General features: G+C 42.5%; 15 protein-coding genes. 10 read left to right on the top strand and 5 right to left on the bottom strand.

Translation table 11 applies throughout. The annotated features are described in order from the left end of the window. The first annotated feature begins 50 nt into the window (after positions 1 to 50). From Q6344_07155 to Q6344_07125, 7 genes are all read left to right on the top strand, one after another. Entirely contained in the window at positions 51 to 1,295 is a 1,245-nt protein-coding gene (locus tag Q6344_07155) for a DUF819 family protein (protein WLG12399.1), read from the top strand. A gap of 299 nt (positions 1,296 to 1,594) precedes the next feature. Further along, positions 1,595 to 2,143: a peroxiredoxin-like family protein gene (locus tag Q6344_07150; GenBank protein WLG15101.1), complete on the top strand. Its 549-nt coding sequence runs from the start codon at positions 1,595 to 1,597 to the stop codon at positions 2,141 to 2,143. A gap of 418 nt (positions 2,144 to 2,561) precedes the next feature. Then, the gene (locus Q6344_07145; GenBank protein WLG15100.1) at positions 2,562 to 4,325 is read left to right on the top strand and encodes a hydantoinase B/oxoprolinase family protein; all 1,764 of its coding nucleotides are present in this window, start codon (positions 2,562 to 2,564) and stop codon (positions 4,323 to 4,325) included. Between the two features lie 46 nt (positions 4,326 to 4,371). Further along, positions 4,372 to 6,453, top strand: a complete 2,082-nt coding sequence (locus Q6344_07140) for a hydantoinase/oxoprolinase family protein (protein WLG15099.1) — start codon at positions 4,372 to 4,374, stop codon at positions 6,451 to 6,453. A 154-nt stretch (positions 6,454 to 6,607) separates the two neighbouring features. Then, a complete protein-coding gene (locus tag Q6344_07135) occupies positions 6,608 to 7,678 on the top strand; it encodes an AraC family transcriptional regulator (GenBank protein WLG15098.1) in 1,071 nt (356 codons plus the stop codon). An 80-nt stretch (positions 7,679 to 7,758) separates the two neighbouring features. Beyond that, positions 7,759 to 8,751 (top strand): virulence protein RhuM/Fic/DOC family protein, encoded by a 993-nt coding sequence (locus tag Q6344_07130; protein WLG15097.1) that lies wholly within the window; start codon positions 7,759 to 7,761, stop codon positions 8,749 to 8,751. A gap of 88 nt (positions 8,752 to 8,839) precedes the next feature. After that, positions 8,840 to 9,583 (top strand): zinc-dependent peptidase, encoded by a 744-nt coding sequence (locus Q6344_07125; protein ID WLG15096.1) that lies wholly within the window; start codon positions 8,840 to 8,842, stop codon positions 9,581 to 9,583. 150 nt (positions 9,584 to 9,733) lie between these two features. Here the strand turns inward: Q6344_07125 and Q6344_07120 are convergent, their stop codons facing one another. Then, positions 9,734 to 10,399, bottom strand: a complete 666-nt coding sequence (locus Q6344_07120) for a hypothetical protein (GenBank protein WLG15095.1) — start codon at positions 10,397 to 10,399, stop codon at positions 9,734 to 9,736. A gap of 395 nt (positions 10,400 to 10,794) precedes the next feature. On the opposite strand from Q6344_07120, the gene Q6344_07115 reads away from it, so the two are divergent. Together Q6344_07115 and Q6344_07110 are read left to right on the top strand one after the other, a co-directional pair. After that, a complete protein-coding gene (locus tag Q6344_07115; protein ID WLG15094.1) occupies positions 10,795 to 11,280 on the top strand; it encodes a hypothetical protein in 486 nt (161 codons plus the stop codon). Positions 11,281 to 12,519: 1,239 nt separating this feature from the next. Next, positions 12,520 to 13,788: an integrase arm-type DNA-binding domain-containing protein gene (locus tag Q6344_07110; GenBank protein ID WLG15093.1), complete on the top strand. Its 1,269-nt coding sequence runs from the start codon at positions 12,520 to 12,522 to the stop codon at positions 13,786 to 13,788. A 206-nt stretch (positions 13,789 to 13,994) separates the two neighbouring features. Here Q6344_07110 and lldD read toward each other — a convergent pair whose 3' ends face one another. The 3 genes from lldD to Q6344_07095 form a co-directional block, all read right to left on the bottom strand. Then, positions 13,995 to 15,137: an FMN-dependent L-lactate dehydrogenase LldD gene (gene lldD / locus Q6344_07105; protein ID WLG15092.1), complete on the bottom strand. Its 1,143-nt coding sequence runs from the start codon at positions 15,135 to 15,137 to the stop codon at positions 13,995 to 13,997. Positions 15,138 to 15,264: 127 nt separating this feature from the next. Continuing rightward, positions 15,265 to 16,971 carry a D-lactate dehydrogenase gene (gene dld, locus Q6344_07100; protein ID WLG15169.1) on the bottom strand — a complete coding sequence of 569 codons (1,707 nt, stop codon included), beginning with the start codon at positions 16,969 to 16,971 and terminating at the stop codon, positions 15,265 to 15,267. Between the two features lie 65 nt (positions 16,972 to 17,036). Further along, on the bottom strand, positions 17,037 to 18,740 hold the full coding sequence (locus tag Q6344_07095; GenBank protein ID WLG15091.1) for an L-lactate permease: 1,704 nt from the start codon (positions 18,738 to 18,740) through the stop codon (positions 17,037 to 17,039). Between the two features lie 294 nt (positions 18,741 to 19,034). Between Q6344_07095 and Q6344_07090 the strand changes: the two genes are divergently transcribed. Continuing rightward, complete coding sequence (locus tag Q6344_07090) at positions 19,035 to 19,940, top strand: LysR family transcriptional regulator (GenBank protein WLG15090.1); 906 nt, start codon at positions 19,035 to 19,037, stop codon at positions 19,938 to 19,940. Positions 19,941 to 20,049: 109 nt separating this feature from the next. On the opposite strand, the gene Q6344_07085 is transcribed toward Q6344_07090, so the two are convergent. After that, on the bottom strand, positions 20,050 to 22,431 hold the full coding sequence (locus Q6344_07085) for a TonB-dependent receptor (GenBank protein WLG15089.1): 2,382 nt from the start codon (positions 22,429 to 22,431) through the stop codon (positions 20,050 to 20,052). Between the last annotated feature and the right edge of the window lie 231 nt (positions 22,432 to 22,662).

Genomic DNA, 22,662 nt, shown 5'->3' with positions numbered 1-22,662 from the left:
CTTGTCTATACTAACAAGCTTTTATTCATCGTGTGCTGCGGAGCTATTTGATGCCCGATATTTCTCATTTAACCATTGATAGCCTGCCATTGGCCTTTGGCATCATTATGGCCATTATCGGTTTGGTTTTTTATACCCAAGGATTACCCGGTAAATTCTGGCAGCGCTTTTATGCGGTATTGCCGGGTATCGTGCTGTGCTGCTTTATACCTGCGACGCTTAATAGTTTAGGTGTTTTTGCTGACGGTATTGGCTCACAGATTTATGGCTTTACCGCCACGTATCTGTTGCCAGCAAGTTTGCTGTTAATGACCTTGTCGATGGATGTACCGAAGATATTGGGGCTAGGCTGGAAAGCCATCGCCATGTTTTTTGCTGCTAGTATCGCGATTATTATTAGTGGACCAATTAGCTTAGGTGTCGCTAAATGGGTATCGCCTGAGATGTTTACCGATGACACGCTATGGCGTGGGTTTTCGGCGGTGGCGGGTAGTTGGATCGGCGGTGCGGCAAATCAAGCAGCGATGAAGGAGCTATTTGGCGTCAGTGATGATTTATTTGGGATGATGATTTTGGTCGATACCACCAATGCTTCATTATGGTTATTGGCTATCTTGGTATTGGCGAAGCATAGCGATAAGATAGATCGGCTATTGAGGGCAGACACCAGTAGTATTGATAAAGTGATTAAGGCGGTTGAGAATTATGAGCGTGACAATGCTCGTCCAGCCACTTTAAATGACTTGATGGTGATGTTTGGCTTATGCTTTGCTATGGTGGGTGTCGCACACTTTATTGGTGGTCAAATTGCAGGGTTTTTTGCGCCCTATAGCTGGGCAGTACAATATAGCTTTGCCAGCTCGTTCTTTTGGATGGTGGTGATTATCACGTTAATCGGTGTGATTTTTTCTTTCACTAAAGTACGCAGACTCGATCATGTTGGCGCTTCCAAAATAGGTACTGTCTTTATCTTCATCTTGATTGCTGCTATTGGTATGCAAATCAATCTTGCGGGTATCGTTTCGCAATGGCGACTGCTCCTTATTGGTTTATTATGGATGAGCATTCACGTTGTCATTATCTTTGCTGTGGCTAGGATAATTCGTGCGCCGTTTTTCTTTTTGGCAGTCGGCTCCAATGCCAATACTGGCGGTGCATCATCGGCCCCCATTGTCGCAACGGCGTTTCACCCATCACTCGCGCCAGTTGGGGTGTTTTTGGGCATTCTGGGCTATGCGGTAGGCACTTTCGGTGGCTATATTAGTACCCAATTGATGCGCTTGGTAGTAGGGTGAGCGCGAATATAATGCTCAGCATTGGTAACGCCAAACGCTTCTGTAATAACGCTAACTAGTCTGCGCTGTTAATTGCCAGCATATTCATATGAGTCGGACTGGTTAGTATTAGTTGATAAACAACTATGTTGACCCATCATATCTCTACAGAGATAAAAACTTTCAATTTACACCAATTTAATAACAAAAAGCCGACTTCACCGTCGGCTTTTTACTTGTAGTATCAATACATACGAAATTGAGCAAACACTCAAATTTGATATTAAATATTTTTAACCCAAAACTATAAGGATAAAACAATGCAAGCAAACTACAACCCAAAAATCATTGCTGGTGCAACATTTCCTACTATCGAAGTACCAGCTTATAATGGTGGCATGATGCTATTGGGCAAGCCCGAAAATGGTCATGACTGGAAAATGGTGGTTGTTTACCGAGGTCAACACTGTCCCATTTGCACCAAATACCTCAATCAGTTAGAAACATTAAAATCGGCATTTAATGAAACGGGTGTCGACGTCATCGCTGTTTCAGGTGACAGCAACGAGCAGGTAGCAAGTCATTTGGAAAAAATAAATGTGAGCTTTCCTATCGCCTATGATCTGACCGTTGAACAAATGAAAATGCTAGGTCTTTATATCTCTGACCCACGTTCAGAGAAAGAAACCGATCATCCATTTGCAGAGCCCGGCTTGTTTGTTATCAATACAGAAGGGGAGATTCAGATTGTAGATCTCTCCAACGCTCCTTTTACTAGACCTGAGCTGGAAGCCTTGGTAAATGGTCTGGCCTTTATCAGAAATCCAGAAAACAACTATCCTATTCGTGGTACACACGATTATGCTTAAGACTGTCTTATTGACGACGGCATTTTTTCTTGATGTCAGACATTTAATACGCTTAAGTGTGGCTGTAAACTCAAAACTAAACTAATACATAGTCAAAGACGTAAATTCATAGGGCAGTGCATCATAATCGATGCATTGTCTTTTTTATTGCAAACGCTCTTTATTGTTAACATTCTCTCCAAAAGCTGAAATCACAAACCTTATTTATACAGGTGTGCACTCACAGTCAAAAACTCTGCACTGTCAGCCAATTAATTTGCCAAAAACCTCGCTATAGTAAAAAAGCTTCGTCATTAGGATGGATGACAGCCATATAAAGAATGAGTGTAATTGTTAAGTATTGACGGCCACATTGGGCGTTATATTTTACAGAGCCACTCATATCTTCTGATATAAATTTCTAGACAGGGAGTCTCACATGAGCAACGCTCACACTTCAATTGATCCTATTACCTTGTCCGTCGTACGTGGTGCCTTAGAAACGGCGCAGCGCGAGATGACGACAACCTTAGAAAAAACCGCACGTTCTAGTGTCTTTAACTTAGCTCACGATTATAGTAATGCCTTGTTTGATCATCTGCCTGAGATGATCTTGCAGGGTCAAGACATTCCTATTCATCTAGGTTCACTCATGCCAGCCATGAAAGCCGTTGCCGAATATTATGGTGATGACATTCATGAAGGAGACGTTATTTATCACAACGATCCCGTGATGATGGGCAGTCATATCCTAGATTGCTGTATGTATAAGCCAGTGTTTTATAAAGGTGAGTTGGTATTTTGGACAGTATGCAAAGGTCACGTCACTGATATCGGTGGTCCAGTACCGGCAGGATATAATCCAGACGCTAAAGAAATATACGCCGAAGGGTTGCGCATTCCGCCTATCAAAATATGGGAAAAAGGCGTTAGACGTCGTGATGTCATTAACTTAATCCATAGCAACATGCGCTCTCGTCGTAACCAAGAAGGCGATCTCAATGCTCAGTATGGTGCGTGTGCAGTCGGTGAGCGTAACATGATTGCGCTATTAGACAAGTATGGCGTAGAGACCGTCCGAGCAGCGATTGAAGAGCTGAAGAATATGGCTGATACCCATATGCGCTCATTGATCTCATCTATCCCAGATGGTCAGTATCATGGCGAAGCGGTATTAGAAGATTCAGGTCACGGTTTAGGTGATTTGACCATTAGCGCTGATATTGAGATTAAAGACAGTGATGTGCATATCAAGATTACCAGTCCACCGCAAGTACCTTACTTCATTAACTCCTATGCAGGCAACTCGATGTCTGGTGTTCTCCTAGGGCTGATGATGTTTGCCCAAGTAGACCCGCCGTACAACGAAGGTTTATATCGCTGTGTTACGGTAGATCTGGGTGAGCATGGCACGCTATGTAATGCCAAAGAACCTGCCCCTCATGTGAATTGTACTACCACACCGATGGAAACCTTAACGGATGCTGTGCGTATGGCTTTTGAAGATGCAGCACCAGATCGCGTGATTGCTTCCTGGGGTCATGCCTCAGGTATCAACATCTCAGGTATTGACCCAAAAACAGGGGAACAATACGTCACTATGATTCTAGCTTCGATTATCTCTGGTGCTGGCGCGACTCAGCAGATGGATGGATGGCATGCTTGTGGCCCATTATGTTGCTTCGGCGCGTTAAGCTCTGGTGATATTGAACTACTAGAGTATCAGTATCCTATCTTAATTCATAAGTACGGCTTGGCAGAAGACAGTGGCGGCGCTGGTGAGTATCGTGGTGGTTGCGGCACCGTATGGGAAGTTGAGCCATTAGGTCATGAGATGACTGTCGTAGCATTTGGTGAAGGACGTGAGCATCCGACAATGGGCGCTGCAGGTGCAGAACAAATATCACCTGAGCTTAAGTTAGGGCGCTTAGAGATTATCCATAAGGATGGCGTCACTGATCTGCACAAGCAAAACATAATGACTGAAATTCAACCAGGTGACCGTGCGCGTAATACCAATCCTGGCGGTGGCGGCTATGGCAGCTCGTTTGCACGGTCGGTACCCGCAGTATTAAAAGATGTAGAAGAAAGAATCATATCAGTAGCAGCGGCTAAGACTGAGTATGGAGTGGTTATTGACCCACAAACGATGGCGGTCAATGAAGCAGAGACTGAATCGCTACGCCGTAAGCTGACGGCATAACACCAAATACCAACTGATATTAAATAATTTGAGTTAAGGATGACTTATGAAAAATGATTTCCGTATTGGGGTCGATGCTGGCGGGACGTTCACTGACTTTGTTCTGGCCGAAAGAAGTGGCAATGTACATCTGTTCAAAGCACCTTCTACCCCTGAGGATGGTACCTTGGCCATTGCCAACGGGTTACAGCAAATCGCTACCCAGTTTGACCGTCCTATTGAAGATATTATCCAAGCCTGCGACCTATGCATCAACGGTACGACCGTCGCGCTAAACGCCTTGATTCAGATGAAAGGGGTAAAGGTTGGTCTGTTATGCACGGCAGGCCATGAGGACAGTATCGAGATACGTTTAGGTCATAAAGAAGAAGGGCATCGCTATGATGCTAGCTATCCGCCAGCACCGCAAATCGCCACCCGTGATCGTCGCTTTCCTATCCGTGGTCGTATCTTAGCTGATGGCACTGAACACGAGCCGCTAAATGAGCAAGATATCCTCGATGCGATTAAAGTGTTAAAGCAGCAAGACGTTCAGGCTGTTGCTATCTCCTTCGTCTGGTCTATTCGTAATACTCAGCATGAGCAACGCGCCAAAGAGCTGGTTGAGCAGCATATGCCAGGGGTATTCGTTTGCTGCGGTAGTGACGTATATCCACAGATTAAAGAATATACTCGTACCTCAACCACCTTAGTTAATGCCTACCTAAGCCCAGTTATGGCATCTTATGTCCATAAGATTGACGACTACTTTAAGGCGTTAGGCGCTGAGCAGCCCGTACGTTATTTCCAGTCTAATGGCGGGCTTGCAGTTGGTAGTATCATGCGAGAGCGTGCGGTAAATGCCATTAACTCGGGGCCAGCATCTGCACCACAAGCGGGTCTGTATATTGCTAGCCCTTTTGGAATTGACGATATTATCACGGTCGACATGGGCGGTACTTCTTTTGACATCACCATGGCGAAGGCAGGCAGAACCAGCCTCAACCGCGATATTGATTTCTTACGTAATCGTATTGGCGTGCCTATGATTCATGTAGAAACATTAGGGGCGGGCGGCGGCTCTATTGGGCATGTTAATACCTTTGGTATGCTAGAGGTTGGCCCTCAGAGTGCTGGCGCGACGCCTGGACCGGCATGTTATGGTAAAGGTGGTGACTTGCCGACCGTCACAGATGCAAACTTAGTATTGGGCTATCTACAGCCGAATGCGGTATTAGGCGGTAGTGTGACCTTAGACAAAGACAAAGCCGTACAAGCGGTGCAAACACACATCGCTGATCCGCTAAACATCGAGTTAGATCATGCTGCATTCGGCATCAGTGCTATCGTTAACCAAAACATGTCTAATGCCATTCGCCGTATTACTATCGAAAAAGGCTATGACCCTCGGGACTTTGCGCTAGTCTGTGCAGGCGGAGCAGCTGGCATGCATATTATTGCTCTGGCTGAGGAAATGGGAATAGGGACTATTTTAATACCCAAAATTGCATCCTGTCTCTGCGCCTTTGGCCAGATTATCTCTGATATTAAGTATAACTACTTAGCGACACAAATGATGATTCTCGCACCAGATGTAGAGCTGCAAGCACTCAATACCAAGCTACAAGAACTTGAGGAGCAAGGTGTCCAAAAGCTGCTAGAAGATGGCTTTACAGATGAAGATATCACTATCGAGCGTACCATGGAGATGCGCTATGTTGGCCAGGTGCATGAATGTAACGTGCTGATACCGAATGGTAAGCTCGATGCTGATAGCGTCAGCACCATCTTAGAGTTGTTCCATCATCGCCATCGTGAACTTTATACTTATGATGAGCGTGATAGTCACGTCGAGCTGGTCAACATTGAGGTATCGGTAATTGGTAAAATCAGTAAGCCAAAACTACCGAGTCTAGTAGCACAGCAAGGGGATATCAGTAATGCTAAAACGGGTAGCCGCGAGATGCTGTTTGATCAGTCCTATGACTGGATTGATACGCCTATCTATGACGGTGAGAAATTCGGTGCTGGTGCATTGGTCACAGGCCCTGCGCTTATCCAAGAGCCAACCACTACTGTGGTCATTAAAAATGGCTGGCAAGCAGAGCTGCATGAGACTGGAACTTATGAGCTGACTCGAGCAGCATAAAGCAAGTTATGAAACAAAACTAATTAAAGGCTTTAGGCATTAAGTACTCTTTAATGCCTAAAGCCTTTTTTATTTTATGATATAAAAGAGGTTTATTGATGAATAACTGATAGGATATCAGTACAGTTGTATACCATATATTGAGTGTTCAAGGATGAATGCAAATCAAAAGCCAAATCGTTATCAAAATACTTCTCATCAAACCTTACAGTTGCAGGCAGGTCAGACAAACGATACCTCTGCACATTATTTACCAATGAATAAAAATCTTCTAAGACCCTCAGGGTTGGAGATGCCAACAACGGAGCGCATGCAAACCTTAGGTGCCTTCGATTGGAAACATACCATCAATGAGACTTACTTTGATCTTGATGTTAGTTTTCGGCAACCAAATAAGTTTTCTGGTTTTTTGCAACATGCTAAGCTTCTAGAGATAGGTGTTTCGCACTATCATGCTAATACTGTGCACTATAATCGCGGCAGACAGAGTTCCGGCTATATTGATGACAGTATTTTAATTACCTTTCCTATCACAGGCGACGTTCGTTTTACTCAAAAAGGTCGACAGCTAACGTCTAAGCCCGGTCAGTTCTTTATTGAGCTGTCCAGCCTACCTTATGAGTTCTATCATCTGCACGAAGCATCACTGTATGTGATTAAAGTGCCTTTAGCGCTATTAACCCCGCAAATGGGTACTATAGAGCGGCAGTTTGCCCGCAGTCTGTCTATTGATGAAGGGGCAGGCAGGTTGCTAGTATTTCAAATTGGTCAAATACTGGCGCTTATTCATAACAATCAGCTGGGTGATTTAGAGATAAAAATATTAGAGCAGCAGCTGCTTAACCTTATTGTATTGACATTGATCGCCCCGAAAGAGGTGATGATGAGTGCTAGCTCGTCCATACAATCGGTGCACTTAAAGCGGATAGAACACTATGTAAGTCTAAACTTAGCAAGTTCTGACCTTAATCCTAAGACCGTCGCTGCTGCTTGTCATATCTCTGCCAGATACCTACATAAGTTATTTTCTGAGCTACCTTATACTTTTTCAGAATGGGTCAAGGAATTGCGCTTAAAGCAGGCCAATCATATTTTAAAAACCAAAAGCTACGTGACTATAGATGAGGTCGCTCATAGAGTAGGCTATACCGATCAAGGTTATTTTTCACGTATTTATAAGCAGCACTTCGGTTATTCGCCGCGAGATACACCAGGCACAGGATAGTCATTATTATGTACTCTTTCATGCAGTCGCCGTATAATTTATGAATTGAGCATAAGCGCGTATATTAAGGAAAAACCAAGATGGTTGGTGTTACGAATGATAAAACAGCAAAAGTAGAAATATATGAAAGCGCTGATGGGAAGGCGCAGGTAGACGTGCGTTTTGGACAAGATACTGTTTGGCTTACGCAAGCACAAATGACCGAGCTGTTTGGTCGTGACCAATCGGTGATTTCTCGTCATATTTCCAATGCCATAAACGATGAAGAGATCGCTGAAAAAAGCAATATGCAAAAAATGCATATTGCAAATTCTGACCGCCCTGTGACTTTTTATGACTTAGATGTAGTTATCTCAGTAGGTTATCGCATCAAATCTCCCCAAGGTGTGCAGTTTAGACGCTGGGCAACCCAGCGTCTACGTGAATACTTGGTCCAAGGTTATACACTCAATCAAGAGCGCTTTGATAAAAACTCGAGCGAGCTACAACAAGCATTAAATTTAATTCGAAAAACCGCGCAAAGTCCCGAACTTAACACCGATGAAGGTCGCGGCTTGGTTGAAATTATCAGCCGTTATACACAGACATTCTTATGGTTACAGCGTTATGATGAAGGCTTGCTTGATAATCCTTCAGGGGAGGATGGCGGTATCTTACCCAGTCCGACTCAGGCGATGGCAGCGCTGACGGATTTAAAAGCGCAGCTGATAAATAGAGGCGAGGCGACTGAGCTATTTGCTAAGCCTCGCGGTGATGGGTTGGACAGCATACTGGGTAATTTACAGCAAACGGTGTTTGGTGAGCCTGCATATCCGACCATCGAGAGTAAAGCGGCGCATCTGCTATATTTCATGGTCAAAAATCATCCTTTTACCGATGGTAATAAACGCAGCGGCGCTTTTTTGTTCGTGGATTTTTTGCATCGTAATAATCGACTGCTTAATGATAAAGGTGACATGGTTATCAATAACACGGGGCTTGCCGCATTAACCTTGTTGGTCGCTGAATCTGACCCCAACCAAAAAGAAACCTTGATTAAGTTGATTATGAATATGCTGTCTTTAGAGAGTTAATAAATAGGTTTATCATCCGTGGCACGTAATACTCATAACGCTAATAATAAAAAGCACAGTCTAACAACAAAATTAAAGGAAATTCAATATGTTTAGCATGATAAAAGACTGGCGCGAGCAGCGCATACTGGACAATAGCGAATTTACTCATGCTGACTGGCTGCAAGCGGCTCAGCGTATTGTGATACTTGATCGGTTAAATGAGGACGAGCTAACACGCTTGTTTGAGCTGGCGACGCTGTTTTTGGCGGATAAGTCGATTACTGGCGCGCAGGGTTTCGAGATTACCAATGCGGTTAAGCAATCCATCGCCTTGCAAGCTTGCTTGCCTATCTTAAACCTTAGCCTTGAATGGTATGCTGGCTGGTCAGCCATTATCATTTATCCTGGTTCCTATAAGAGTGAAACTACCACTGTCGATGAGCTGGGCATTGTCCATGAGGGTAGTCAGCACCGTAGCGGCGAAGCATGGCTGCGTGGCCCCGTTATTCTGTCGTGGAAGGATGCCAAACATTCAGGGGAGCGCGATGGTCATAACGTGGTCATTCATGAGTTTGTGCATAAGCTTGATATGTTAAATGGTCGTGCCAACGGCTTTCCACCACTGCAAGCGGATATGGATCCTGCGCGCTGGACTGAAATTATGACACGAGATTTTGAGGATTTTCAAAGCCATCATAAATCAGGTCTTGATCGTTATGGCGCGACCAATCCAGCGGAGTTTTTTGCAGTGCTCAGTGAGGTATTTTTTGAGACGCCGCAAAAGCTGGTCGATGCTTACCCTGATATTTACGACATAATGGTGAAGTTTTTTCACCAAACACCACTTTAATCAAAATCATTAATAGTCACTATTAATGTTCGATAATGAATATATAGACATGAAGAAGCAATAAAAAAGGGCAGTGCATGGGTTTCATGACACTGCCTTTTTTTTGGCTTATTTTTTCTTTAAGTCTATATTTTTATAGATAAAAACTATTTAAGTTGTCCATTGCTCATTCACAATAGCGACCAAATAGCGTTTACCTTGATACTCTTCAAACACTAAACGCATGATGCGCCAATCCATACCAGCGTATTCCTCCGAGCCTTTATGATAAAACTCGACAACCTCTGAATTGGGATAAATTTTCTTCAGGTTATTAATCATATTCCCACTGTGTTGGAACTCATTAATGCCGATACTGGCATTGTTAAATTTACTAGCATCAATCCACGTGTCTAAATATGTAGGTAGTGGCGTGACGAGTAGATCGCCCGTACCGTCTTTTTCACCCCAAGTAAAACGAATTTTAGACTGTTGCAAATATTGGGCGAATTGTTCACGGCTAAAGACTTTATCCGTCTCAGGACGCACATAGGCATACATCGAAAAACGGACGCCACGGGTTGGATGAATATCATTGGTGATGCGAGAAAAATCTTTATTCGCAAGCGCGCGCTGAATACGTAAGGCTTGCTGCTTAAGGGTTTGCTGACTGATATCGGAGACAACAGGCGTTGATGAATGACCGTTAGATTGATTGGGAGTGGCTATATTGGATTCAGCAGAAGATTGACAGCCAGTTGCTGCTAGCGCCAAAGCCAATGCGCCGCCAACGGTTAATTTAGATGAACGGTCTTTGAAAGTAGATAATAGGGTCATAAAGCATCCTTATCGCAGTGGTTATCGAAATATACGTTACTGTGAATATAATTGGGCAAATTTCACAAGATTACTGAGCAAAAAGTTGTTATTTAAAAGTTACTAGGGTGTGTCCTTACTCTAAAAACGGTGATGAAAATGAGATAAATTGATGTCAAACAAGGAAATTAGCGCAAATAATATTAAGATATTCATAAGCTATTTAAAGATATTTGGCAAAATTTAGCCATTTTTAGTCCATTTAGTTAATAATCGATTGAATTGAGGACGCGCCCTAAGTAATAGATTGTTTTTAGTAGATAAACCGGAATGATACGATAATACAGCAGAGTCATAATATGGTTATGATGTAATGGTTTATAACACTTATATCATTGAAGCTCGTAGAGAACGCCATGCCAACACATTATTCACTGACGCTGCTAGCTATGGGACTGATAGCAACCAATTCTGCTATAGCTGTTATAGCAGAGTCAACTCAGGCTTATGCAGCCATAAAAATAGCGACCATTAGCAACATGTATCAGCAAGATGTCAGCAATCAAGGCATGGATAATCCGGTCGTATTGCAACAGTATGCCGACCCAGATCTACAAGCCGCGATGCAGATTGAACAGGATTATTTTGATAGAGAGCAAATATCTTGTCATGTTGATTATGATGTATTGTGGGATTCGCAAGATCCTGATTATACCCAAGACAAACAGTTTTCGATGACTGACCAAGGATTGGTGCAAGTGAGTTTGGCACATGGTAGCAATGTTTATTATGAGTTGTCATGTAATGGTACCGGTGAGGATGCTAATTGCCGAGTGGCAGATGTGATTTTAGATGAAGATGGCAAGTCTTTGCGCAAGCATTTACTAGAAGCCTGTCGCTAGCCAATGCTGCGTATTATTTTTATTAATACCTAAATATAAAAAGTTATAAACCCTGAATAAGAATTACATAAACAATCATGAGAGCTTATAAATGACACTGTATAAAACTATGAGCCTAACTTCTAAAGCCATTGGTTTGTTTTCGTATAATGTATATTATGTTAAATAAGCAATACCTGATAGTAAATTCATGGAATTATAATCAAACGGTAAATTATTAATCTGATTGATAATTTCTTGACCAAAATATGTACCACCTATCAAATAAATACTGTAATCACTCCTAACGTAACTACTAGCTGATATGTCTTGAAGGTTTAATCTACCATTCATTCAAAGTTAATCTGTTCGATGAACTTGTTCTGACTATGGTTAATATGCTTATTCCCTTCACCATGCATAGCTAGCCCTTTGCATAGTCTCTCATTCCTAATCATCATCATCCAACAGCAAAATTCACTATCATTCAATTGTTAGCATCTTAATCATCTGGTTCTTTGGTATGAATGCTCTTGCAATACGTTAGGCATATAAAGATATCACTACCTATAGATTATTAGCTTAGCTCAAAAATCATAAATCTTTTTGATATCTGTTACTTCATATCAATTCTAATAGCGCAGGTATGATCTTACAATGCTCCTACTTAGCCTGTCTGCAAGTCTGGTTTGGAACTACCTTATAGTGGCGAATATCATGACCAACTAAGCTGTAATACTTTTTGTTTTAAGTTATCAAAAACCCCTCACTATTCGTAATATAATTTCATCTAAAGCACTAATTTGACAACCGCCAAATTTGCACAAAACAGTACTATGCCCATAATTTTTATATTCTGTGCACGTACAGGAGCATGGTTTTTTTCAAAAATATGCTCAATCAAATGCTAGGCAAAGCATCCATCTTATATTAACTCCAATTATTTGACCAAAATAACCAGTAATAATAACCTACAGCTCAATAAACGCATAGCCTACTCCTCCTTCAGTAGTTATACTATAATCATCCCCAAGTGAAGGTTGGGGATAATTTGACATTAAAACCTCTAATTTAAAGGGTTTTATAAAATGATTAATGAATAACAGTGTCCATGTTAGTGTCCAACAGCTATCTATATTTCTCAGAAGATGCTTTTCAAAATTTATAAAACGTGCGCAAAGGTTGCTCTAGCTCTAAGTATAGAGATAATAGATTAACACTCACAATTTACCTAGCTTATAAAGCTGACGGATGTACCTCATGGCTGTCGATAATTTAAATGATATCAATAAACTTGAATGCCGAGATAAAGATTACTCGGTCAGTGTCTCAGGTATCGCGGGTTTAAGTATTCGTATTTATCCAAATGGTAAAAAGGAATACTACTTACGGTACGCTCATCCGCACATCGATGGTAAGCGCCCTAGAATGATGTTAGGTAAGGTCGAAGATATCAGTCTATATGAAGCTAAGTATAAAGCAGAAACTATAATTAGCATGGTCGTGCAAGGCTCTGACCCTAAAGCTATCCATAAAAAAGAGCAAGTCAATAAGTATGCTCATCTAAAGAACGCCACATTTTCTGAAATCACACAAGCGTGGCGAGATCACAAAACGTCAAGTCGTCACCATAGTAAATCTAGAAAGCGCGCGTTTAGTGACTCAACCCTTAAATTTTGGGATTTATGTCTAGGATACATGTGTCGTGAGATTGGCGATTTAAGAATGAACGGTATCACCAGCGAGATGATATTGAGTGTATGTGAGGCGATTCAAAACAATGAAAATCAAGCAACCTTCGTTGGTGCCAGCACTCGGCTTTATACTGAAAAAGTCTTCTCATTTGCTGTCGCAAGAGGATTATGCGATAGAAATGTAGCTATTGATACACGTGGCGAGCTAGCGCCTGCTAATTCAGGCAACCATTTACCAGCCATTACCAAGCCCGATCAGTTTGCCACCCTCCTGAACGATATGTCTAATTTCAAAGGTGCAAGTAAAATCACATTAGAAGCGATGAATTTACTGCCATATATCTTTGTGCGTAGTATCGATTTGCGGTCTATGCGTTGGCAAGATATAGATTGGGATAATAAGGTATGGGAGTTTTCTCCTACTAAAGGCGAAGGTCGTGATGACATGGTATCGCACTTAGTTGTACCACTAGCCACTCAGGTTATTGCCCGCTTACGAGAACTACAATTAGCTACAGGTCATAAAGAATATGTATTTGCATCGATACGCGCCTCGAGCAATCCTTATATTAGTAAAGCAACGCTAGTGCAAATATTTCATAGGCTTGGATATAAGGATGTTCAATGCGCTCATGGATTTCGAGCATCAGCGAAAACTCTACTAATGGAACAACCTGAACTGCGTTATTCAGATATCGTGACTGAGCTGCAATTAGGACATCGAATAAAGGATACGCATGGCGGCGCTTATAACCGATTAGATGAAATAGATACTAGGGTACACATGATGCAAGATTGGGCAGACTATATAGATAAGCTCCGGGGTTCAACGTAATACTTACTTTACATTGATCGTATCACTCAACAATAATATGCCTATTAGCATTCACAGTGCACAATAAGCCCTTTGCATAGCATCTCATTCCCATTCATCACATAACAACCAAAACACACTAACATTCGCAAGCTGACGGCTTCTAAGCTCCGGTATCTTATTTGCATGAGTTCACTTCATGTACTGACAAACTCTATAGCATCGGTTTAATTATCCAGCTTTACCAAACAATCAGAATTAATATCAGCAATCGTTTTGGCACCAGTCAAGGTCATTGCGACGCGTATTTCTTTATCTAGCAGTTCTAACAAATTGCTTACTCCTGCACCGCCATCCGCTGCTAAAGCATAAATAAAAGCGCGCCCTAGCATGCAAATATCAGCGCCCAAAGCCAACATGCGCACAATATCTAAGCCATTACGTATGCCAGAGTCGGCTAAAATTTTAATCTCTCCTTTCACCGCATCGGCAATAGGAGGCAGCGCCCGTGCACTGGATAAAACACCGTCCAGCTGTCGCCCACCATGATTGGATACGACTATGCCGTCTGCCCCAAAACGCACCGCATCTTTGGCATCTTCGGGGTCCAAAATACCTTTGATGACCATAGGCCCATCCCAGTACTCGCGAATCCAATCTAAATCTTTCCAAGAAATAGAGGGGTCGAAGTTATTACCTAGCCAGCCTATATAGTCTTCCAATCCTGTTGTCTTGCCTAAATAAGTAGAGATATTACCCAGATCGTGCGGACGGCCATTTAGTCCTACATCCCATGCCCATTGCGGATGCGTCATAGACTGGAAGTAACGGCGCATAGCGGCATTTTTACCGCTCATACCGGAGTGCATATCTCGGTAGCGTGCCCCTGGTACCGGCATATCTACCGTAAAAACCAAGGTCGAACACCCCGCAGCTTTGGCACGCTCCAAGGCATTTTTCATAAAACCTCGGTCCTTTAATACATAAAGCTGAAACCACATTGGACGGTTAATTTTAGGCACTACTTCCTCAATCGGACAAACCGAAACTGTCGACATGGTAAACGGAATGCCTTTTTGATCGGCTGCCATAGCGGCCTGCACTTCTCCGCGGCGCGCATACATACCTGTCAGACCCACGGGTGACAACGCGACAGGCATAGACAGAGTTTCATTAAATAACTGCGTCTCTAAGCTCAGTTGTGACATATCATTCAGTACACGTTGTCTAAGGGCAATTTTTGATAAATCTTCAACATTATGTTTTAAGGTATATTCCTCATAAGCACCGCCATCTATATAATGAAATAGAAATGGTGGCAGTCGGCGCTTGGCAGCAGCCCTGTAGTCGTTTGGAGATGAAATAATCATACGCTTGCCCTTATTCTGTTAGATACCTATGTAATATTTTTGAATCTCTAATTATTTATTGATTAGTGCTAAACGATGGATGCAATTGGCTTATTTTTGAAGCGGCAAGCTCAACCCACACTCACTATTACACACAGCAAGAGCAATTACGTTTGGTTTTCGACATTTTGCCAATACCCGGATTAAAGGTATTGGTTGGGTCTAGACTTTTATAGAAGTTTTGCAAATCAGGTTCTGCTTCATACAAGTGCCCCACATTATGCTCAGCAGGATATTTTGCCCCGCGTGCACTCAACAGCTCTAACATCATCTTTTTAACAAGCTTGGCATCACTGCCCTTCTTCAAGATATAGTCTTGATGAAACACATAACAAAAGAAATGTCCGTAATACAGCTTCTTTTCTAAGCGTTTTTCAATGTCTTCAGGCAAGCTTTCAAGCCACTCTAGCTCGTTACGTGGTATGGCAATATCCAGCGCTAATATCTCACCGACTTCTTTTTCATGTATGATTTCATAGCGTAATGCGGCACCGGCTGCTGCAAAACGATTTAAAAGTGCGCTTTCTGATTCTTCCTGACTACATTCAAAATAATTGCCTGTGTCCGACGCATCAAAAAACGTCTTCAGAAAATTCTGTGCCTCGGCTATACCTTCATCACTCATTTTTATGATGAGGTGATGTTCATATTGATCGCGATACTCCATCATGCGCTTCGGCAAATGCTTGGGAAATATATTGGCGACGAACTGCATGATTTTGTCAGTAAAATGCTTTGGCATCCATGACCATTTATGGAACTTTGCATCCATAGCGCCTTTGATAGAGAACAGTCTAGGTAAAGCATTTGTACCGAGATGCTTGATACTCAAGAACGTGTCTTTACCGTATTTAGCGGATACATCGAATATATCACGATGCATATACTCGCCCACTTCAGGGATATTGTCGAAGCGGGATAGTATCTGTCTTCTGAGCTGTGCAAGCTCACTCACACTGTTAGTGCCTATGTAGAAGGTTTGCTCTTTTGCAGCTATTGGATAAGTGTCAAGACGTACTGCAAACACGGCAAGCTTGCCAGCACAGCCGCTTGCTTCATACAGTCTGCGCTTGTCCGCATTAAAGCGACTGGGTGTGCTTGCATCAACATCTTTTACTCGGGCGATGTACTCTCTGTCAGATGCGAGCTTACCAGTGTCAGGTAATTCTTTTTTATCAAAATGACCGTTTTGCAAATTTGTTAATATTTCTTCCGGAGTATCACCCAACTCGACGTCTAGATGATTGACTAGCACCAGTTGACCGTGTTCATTTATTTGGGCAAACAACGCAAGCTCGGTATAGGCAGGGCCTCTTTTAACTAGAGCCCCACCAGAGTTATTAGATATACCACCAATAATAGACGCTCCCAATGTCGAGGAACCGATGACAGAGTGAGGCGCTCTATTGACAGCCTTAAGCTGACTTTGCAACTGATGCAATGTCGCCCCAGACAAGCTAATCACTTGCTCGCCATCATTCACCAAATACAACTGGTTTATGGCAAGCGTATTAATCACCACAACAGGTCTATCGTAGTCATTACCGCTCGGTGTTGATCCTTCAGTCAGGCCTGTTTTTGCCGCTTGCATAATGATAATACAGTCGCCTTCAACGCACACTTCTAAGCTACGCCAAATGTCCAGCAATGTTTGCGGGAACAAAACCGCTAAGGCACTGCCGCCACCAGAGCGCCACCCCATTCTATAGTGCTCATTTTTCTCTGGATCAGCCTGTACATTACTCGCGCCTAGCAAGTTGGTTAGTTTATCTAACACCTGATCAGGACTAAGCATGCCTTGAGAAACGTGATTTGACGAAGATATATGATGCTCCTTATCTTGTGATTGTGTATCATTCATCATGCTAAGGGACCTTGAAAACCAAAAATGTAAATAGCGGCCATGACGATGATGCCACAGAACAACACGTAGTATATGGTGGGTAAAATAGTACGCCTAAGTGTGGCGCCCTCCATACCAAGTAAACCTACTGTTGCCGATGCAGCCACCACGTTATGTATGGCAACCATATTACCGGCTGCGGCACCAACCGCTTGCGCCGCGATGATTAGAGAAGGTGAAATATGTAAGCTCATGGCGGCTTCATATTGGAATTGACTGAACATCATATTAGATACGGTATTAGAGCCTGCGATAAATGCACCTAAAGCACCAATGGTTGCACTAATCAATGGAAAAACATTACCAAAAGTACCTGAAAACAACTCTGCACTGGCGACTGGCATACTCGCCACATCTGATAAGTTTATGCCTGAATTAATAAAAATTCTAACCATTGGAATCGTAAAAATAAGTACAAAACCTGCCCCTAACACGGTCTTGCCTGATTCTTTAAAGGCACTGTTTAGGGCGCTGACGGGCTTTCTAGTTTGAAAAGCGGCGGCAACCAAAGCACTAATTAGTAACAAGCCGCCTGGTAAGTATAAAGGACTAAAACTGGCACTGATATCTGTCTCACCTAAAATCGAGGTTAGGTCTACTGCCACACTGTTAAGTAAAGACTGAAAGCCTGTAAATACTCTTGAAAACACCAGTAAAAGGGCAACCAGTAAATAAGGGAACCACGCCATAAGGGTGGACATCTTCTTATCACTCAAGGTCAACGTAATATCTTCTTTACTGACCACTAACTTACCAAGCCATTCACTCGGCCAGTTTTTTTGCGGTTCAAAATCCCATATGGTTTTTGGCACCAAAAACCCTCTTTTAGCAGCATTAACAACAATAGTAATACTGACCAAGCCACCGACCAGTGACGGAAACTCTGGCCCTAAAAAAACACCAGTTATCATATAAGGGATTGTAAATGCCAAGCCTGCAAAAATCGCAAACGGCCAAATCGCAAAGCCTTCTCGCCAGCTTTTGTTTTTACCAAAGAAGCGAGTGAGCATCATCACCATAAAAAGTGGCATAAACGTACCAATGACACCGTGAATAATGGCGACTTGACTGGTAATCAGTTGTAAAAATTCGCTCCACTGTACTCCTTGTTGTGCCAGTTGAGCGCTAATGGCAGCTTTATCTAACCCATCGTTTACCCCTATCACAATAGGCGTACCGACCGCACCAAATGATACAGGTGTACTTTGTATCATCATTCCCATCAACACCGCACCCAGCGCCGGAAATCCTACTGCCACCAGCAAAGGCGCTGCAATAGCGGCAGCTGTACCAAAACCAGAGGCACCCTCAAGAAAGCAGCCAAAGCACCATGCAATAATAATGGCTTGCACACGCCTATCTGGCGATACATTAGTAAACCCAGCACGGATAACGGCGATTGCACCAGTATGTTTCAATGTATTCAACAAAAAAATAGCCCCAAAGACTATCCACAATACCGAAACCGTAATGACCAAACCCTGAATAATAGATGATGACACTCGGTTAAGCGTCATATCCCATATAAAAATGGCAAGCGCAGCGGTAACCACTAAAATGATAGGCATTGTTTTTTTAGCTGACCATTGCAAACCTATCAGAAAAATACCACAGAGAACGATTGGCAGTAATGCCAAAAGCCCATATATTGTTTGATTCAAAATTACATCCTTTTGATTGTGTGATCTTCCCTGAACCAAGTCATCGAAGCCTTTATTTTGACGAATTCATGATGACTAAGTTGTATTAAATATTCACAAATAGGGACTGCTTATTTACTAAAGCTATCTTGTAGACAAAGCTGAGCACGACTTGCGACAGTTTATGTCCCAATGTTAAAAATGCCCTGAAATAGTCTACGCCTTGTTAATTCATTGATATATTGCATCAATGGACAATGTTATTTTCCTTTTTTGATATAATCAGAAACACATTACTGCAATTGGAGAACAAGTGTGACCAAAGCTGACGACATGATTTTATTCGTTCAAGTTGTTGAAGAAGGGTCATTTTCTAGAGTCGCTGAAAAATTATCATTGACGAACTCAGTAGTGAGCAAGCGCATTGCGAGATTAGAAGAAAACTTAAATACACAACTGCTTTATAGAACCACTAGAAAGTTGAGCTTAACCGATGCAGGCAGGGCGCTTTATAACAAAGCTAAAATTGCTAAATCCGCCTTTCAAGAAGCTGAAAATGCTGTCACGGGTTACGGCGAAGATATGAAAGGCCATATACGTATAACCATGCCTGTGGTCTCTGCGAATTTCATATTTAGCGAATCTATTGCCGAATTCTGTAAACAACACCCTGAAGTATCAGTAGAGTTACAAATTACCAATCGATTGGTTGACTTGATAGAAGAAGGATTTGATTTGGCACTAAGGACCGCTGTGCTTGAAGATTCCTCGCTCATTGCAAGGCGTCTTATAGATAGCCAATGGATTATATGCGCGACTCCAGCCTATTTAAAGCAATATGGTACGCCTCAAACTCCTGAACAGTTACAGAATCATGAGTGCTTGGTTTATAAGTTTGATAATACGGCTAACAGTACATGGCCGCTATATATAGACGGCAAAGAGCAATTAATATCTGTCCATGGTCGGTTTCATAGCAACCATCTGAGTGCAATTAAACAAGCCGCGCTTAGCGATTTAGGTATCGCTTTTTTACCACAAGTGTTGATCTATGAGGAAATACAGAAAAATACACTCACGCAGATTTTACGATGTTTTACCAGCAAGAAGCTTGGCCTATATGCGGTTTATCCTAAGGCCAGACAACCGGATCAAAAGTTAAAATTGCTCGTTGCACATTTACGAGACTCATTACATCAAAAACAGGCTTACTACTACTAAGTAATAAGCCTGTTTTTGATGTATATAAAAAAACTAATAAAGCGGTATTAAAATTAAAGAAATGGTGAAGATTTTTTTATGGGCAATAAAAACTGGTCTGATATTATTTTTAATAATCCACAGTGTAGCTCAAGCCATAAGTTGTACCCGAGGCAGGCAAACGATTCAAGTCGCCATAGGTTGTTTGATGATAGACCGTTAGATAATCTTTATTGAGTAAGTTATAAATCCCATAGTCTACTCGACCTACCGGCATTTTGACTTGTCCTAATACATCAAGTGTCATATAACCTGTGACTGGCAATGCGCTAGAATCAGGGTCTTTTTGTTGATCCTTAAAGGCTTTATCATCACCACCAATCGCTAATGCTTGTAGACGTATATTACTGCCTTTATCGAAGTTATATTGTGCAAATGCGGTGCCTTTAAGTGGTGTCAAGCGTACGGCATCAAGCTCCAACCAATCACCATCTTTATCATACTGGCCACGAGTATAGGCGACACTGCCACCCAATTGCCATTGATCATCAATATCATGGCTGAGCGAACCTTCTATTCCGTAGACGCGCTCATCAGTATCGACCACTTCTACCGTATAGTCATTGGTAAAGCGTACCGTTTTGTCTGACTCATTATAAAAACCGCTCAATCGTGCAGCAGTACTGCCATGCTTACCTTGCCAGCCCAACTCGTAATTATCGATTGCGATAGGTTGTACATTGTCTGAATTGACCACAAAGCCTGCCCGTACATCACGTAGCGCACGCTGAATGTCAGCAGTCGTAAAGCCTTGTGAAAAATTGGCAAATACTTGGTCATTTGGGGTTAATTGATAGCTGGTACCGATATTAAATAGGGTTTTATCGTGGTCTGTATTGCCCTTTTCCACTTGACCAGCCTGATAGTCAATGCCATAAGCATCGCTGACACCACTGATGCGAGGATCATTAAAATACTCTTCGAGCAATTGCTCATAAATGGGCGTGAAAGTAGCCGTTTCTGCTTTCAATTTTTGATAGCGCACGCCAGCACTGGTATGCCATTTATCAGTGATATCTATATCGGCATTGACAAAAGCGCCCCATTTATCAATGGTGGTATCTGGTCCACCATTATAAGATAGTCCGTTGGTTTGAGCGCTCAAACCATTACTAGCAAGAAACGTGTTTAAGTCTTGCCCTTCATAGGTTTGCTCACTTTTTTCGCGTTCAAAATCAGCCCCATAGCTAAACAGTGTCTTTTGACCCGCAATTTCACTATCCGTTTGCATAGCGGCACGCAAACCCATCACCTCAATATCTGCTTCTGATTGAGTGACGAATGTTGCCGCGCCCAAAAGCTTACCTAGCGTGTCTTTATCAGTAAGACCCTTGGTAGCCCAAACTTCAGCTGCTTGGTCTGCTGCACTTTTCCCAGAAGGATAAAAACGGCCTTTTTCGTCTCGATAGTAGCCAGTCACGCTCAAATTTGAGCCTGCAATATCATCATTATTATAATTTAGGTTCACTGATGTTTTGGTGGTATAAGGCTCGTTTTCTACATTGGCACCATAAATAGCCTTTAAGGAAGGTTTTGCGCCAAATAATACTTGTAAATTTTTACCATAATCTGGACCATAGTCAGTATCCTGCTCATCATTATAGTAAGTCACTGCCAAATCAAGACGTTGGCTGTCAGTGAGCTCTATACCTAAGCTACCATTAATACTTAGCGACTCGGTATCTTGTTGGTCAGTTTGATTGACGTCTGGACTGATGCGATTATCGTGGCTATCGAATTTGCCGCCCTTACGATCATAATCCACATCTAGGCGACCATAGACTCGCTCACCGCCATAACCCAATGTTTGCCCCACATGATAACCCAATGAATCTGAGTCAAAATTACGACTGCTACTGACGCCGACTCTGGTTTGCCTGATAGAGCCATAACCCACCATAGATTTTGTGACGAGATTAATCAGACCACCAGCCGCGCCAGCCCCATAAATACTGGTCGCACCAGAGAGCACCTCTACCCGCTCAAGCTGCGCAGGGTCGATACTGTTTAGCTCGCGTGAAAGGCTGCGTGAGCCACTCAATGGCACACCATTCAGCAAAAACTGCACGGGACGGCCATGCATGGTCGTGCCATAGTTACTGGTTGAGCCGCTGCTTGCCCCCAAACTTGGAATCAGCTGAGCCAATATATCTCCAGTAGTGCGATTGCCTGTCGCCTGCATCTGCAGCTCATTTTCGGTAATTACCTGTGTGACGGCGGGCATCTCACTAATTTTTTGTGCCAAAGCCGTTCCTGTCCTTGCTTTAGCAGTGACCGTAATGGTATCTAAAGTCACGTTTGGTAACTCACTTGAGGCGGCGTTGACAGCTAAGTCTTCTGAAAGCATTGTATTTGAAGCGATGTCCATAGCACTGACATTGTTTTGTGCATATAGTTGCTGGCTGATACAAAGGGTAAGAAAGGATAGAGCAACTTGATGGTGGCGTTTCATATTCACTTCACTTAATTGGAGGATCAAAGAGTGGTAAAAGTTATATTTAGCTAATAATGCTATGTGTACTAACTTTGTGAACAATATTGTAAATGATAATCATTGTTGTTTCTATAATTATTTACAATATCGAAACCCCTTATTACTCCCAAAAAATACTGCTCCAGCGTCACTCAAGATTCGACATCTATTTATGATGGCCTTGGTAGAATAGAGGGTGCCAAACGTACC

The sequence above is a fragment of the Psychrobacter cibarius genome (assembly GCA_030686115.1).
GTDB lineage: Bacteria > Pseudomonadota > Gammaproteobacteria > Pseudomonadales > Moraxellaceae > Psychrobacter > Psychrobacter cibarius_C.
The sequence above is the reverse complement of the archived record's forward strand: the minus strand, read 5'-3'. Positions and strand labels throughout refer to the sequence as shown.

Excerpts from the sequence above, each read along its gene's own strand:
- Q6344_07155 (WLG12399.1), top strand. The coding sequence starts at position 51 with ATGCCCGATATTTCTCATTTAACCATTGATAGCCTGCCATTGGCCTTT.
- Q6344_07150 (WLG15101.1), top strand. The coding sequence starts at position 1,595 with ATGCAAGCAAACTACAACCCAAAAATCATTGCTGGTGCAACATTTCCT.
- Q6344_07145 (WLG15100.1), top strand. The coding sequence starts at position 2,562 with ATGAGCAACGCTCACACTTCAATTGATCCTATTACCTTGTCCGTCGTA.
- Q6344_07140 (WLG15099.1), top strand. The coding sequence starts at position 4,372 with ATGAAAAATGATTTCCGTATTGGGGTCGATGCTGGCGGGACGTTCACT.
- Q6344_07135 (WLG15098.1), top strand. The coding sequence starts at position 6,608 with ATGAATGCAAATCAAAAGCCAAATCGTTATCAAAATACTTCTCATCAA.
- Q6344_07130 (WLG15097.1), top strand. The coding sequence starts at position 7,759 with ATGGTTGGTGTTACGAATGATAAAACAGCAAAAGTAGAAATATATGAA.
- Q6344_07125 (WLG15096.1), top strand. The coding sequence starts at position 8,840 with ATGTTTAGCATGATAAAAGACTGGCGCGAGCAGCGCATACTGGACAAT.
- Q6344_07120 (WLG15095.1), bottom strand. The coding sequence starts at position 10,399 with ATGACCCTATTATCTACTTTCAAAGACCGTTCATCTAAATTAACCGTT.
- Q6344_07115 (WLG15094.1), top strand. The coding sequence starts at position 10,795 with ATGCCAACACATTATTCACTGACGCTGCTAGCTATGGGACTGATAGCA.
- Q6344_07110 (WLG15093.1), top strand. The coding sequence starts at position 12,520 with ATGGCTGTCGATAATTTAAATGATATCAATAAACTTGAATGCCGAGAT.
- lldD (WLG15092.1), bottom strand. The coding sequence starts at position 15,137 with ATGATTATTTCATCTCCAAACGACTACAGGGCTGCTGCCAAGCGCCGA.
- dld (WLG15169.1), bottom strand. The coding sequence starts at position 16,971 with ATGCTTAGTCCTGATCAGGTGTTAGATAAACTAACCAACTTGCTAGGC.
- Q6344_07085 (WLG15089.1), bottom strand. The coding sequence starts at position 22,431 with ATGAAACGCCACCATCAAGTTGCTCTATCCTTTCTTACCCTTTGTATC.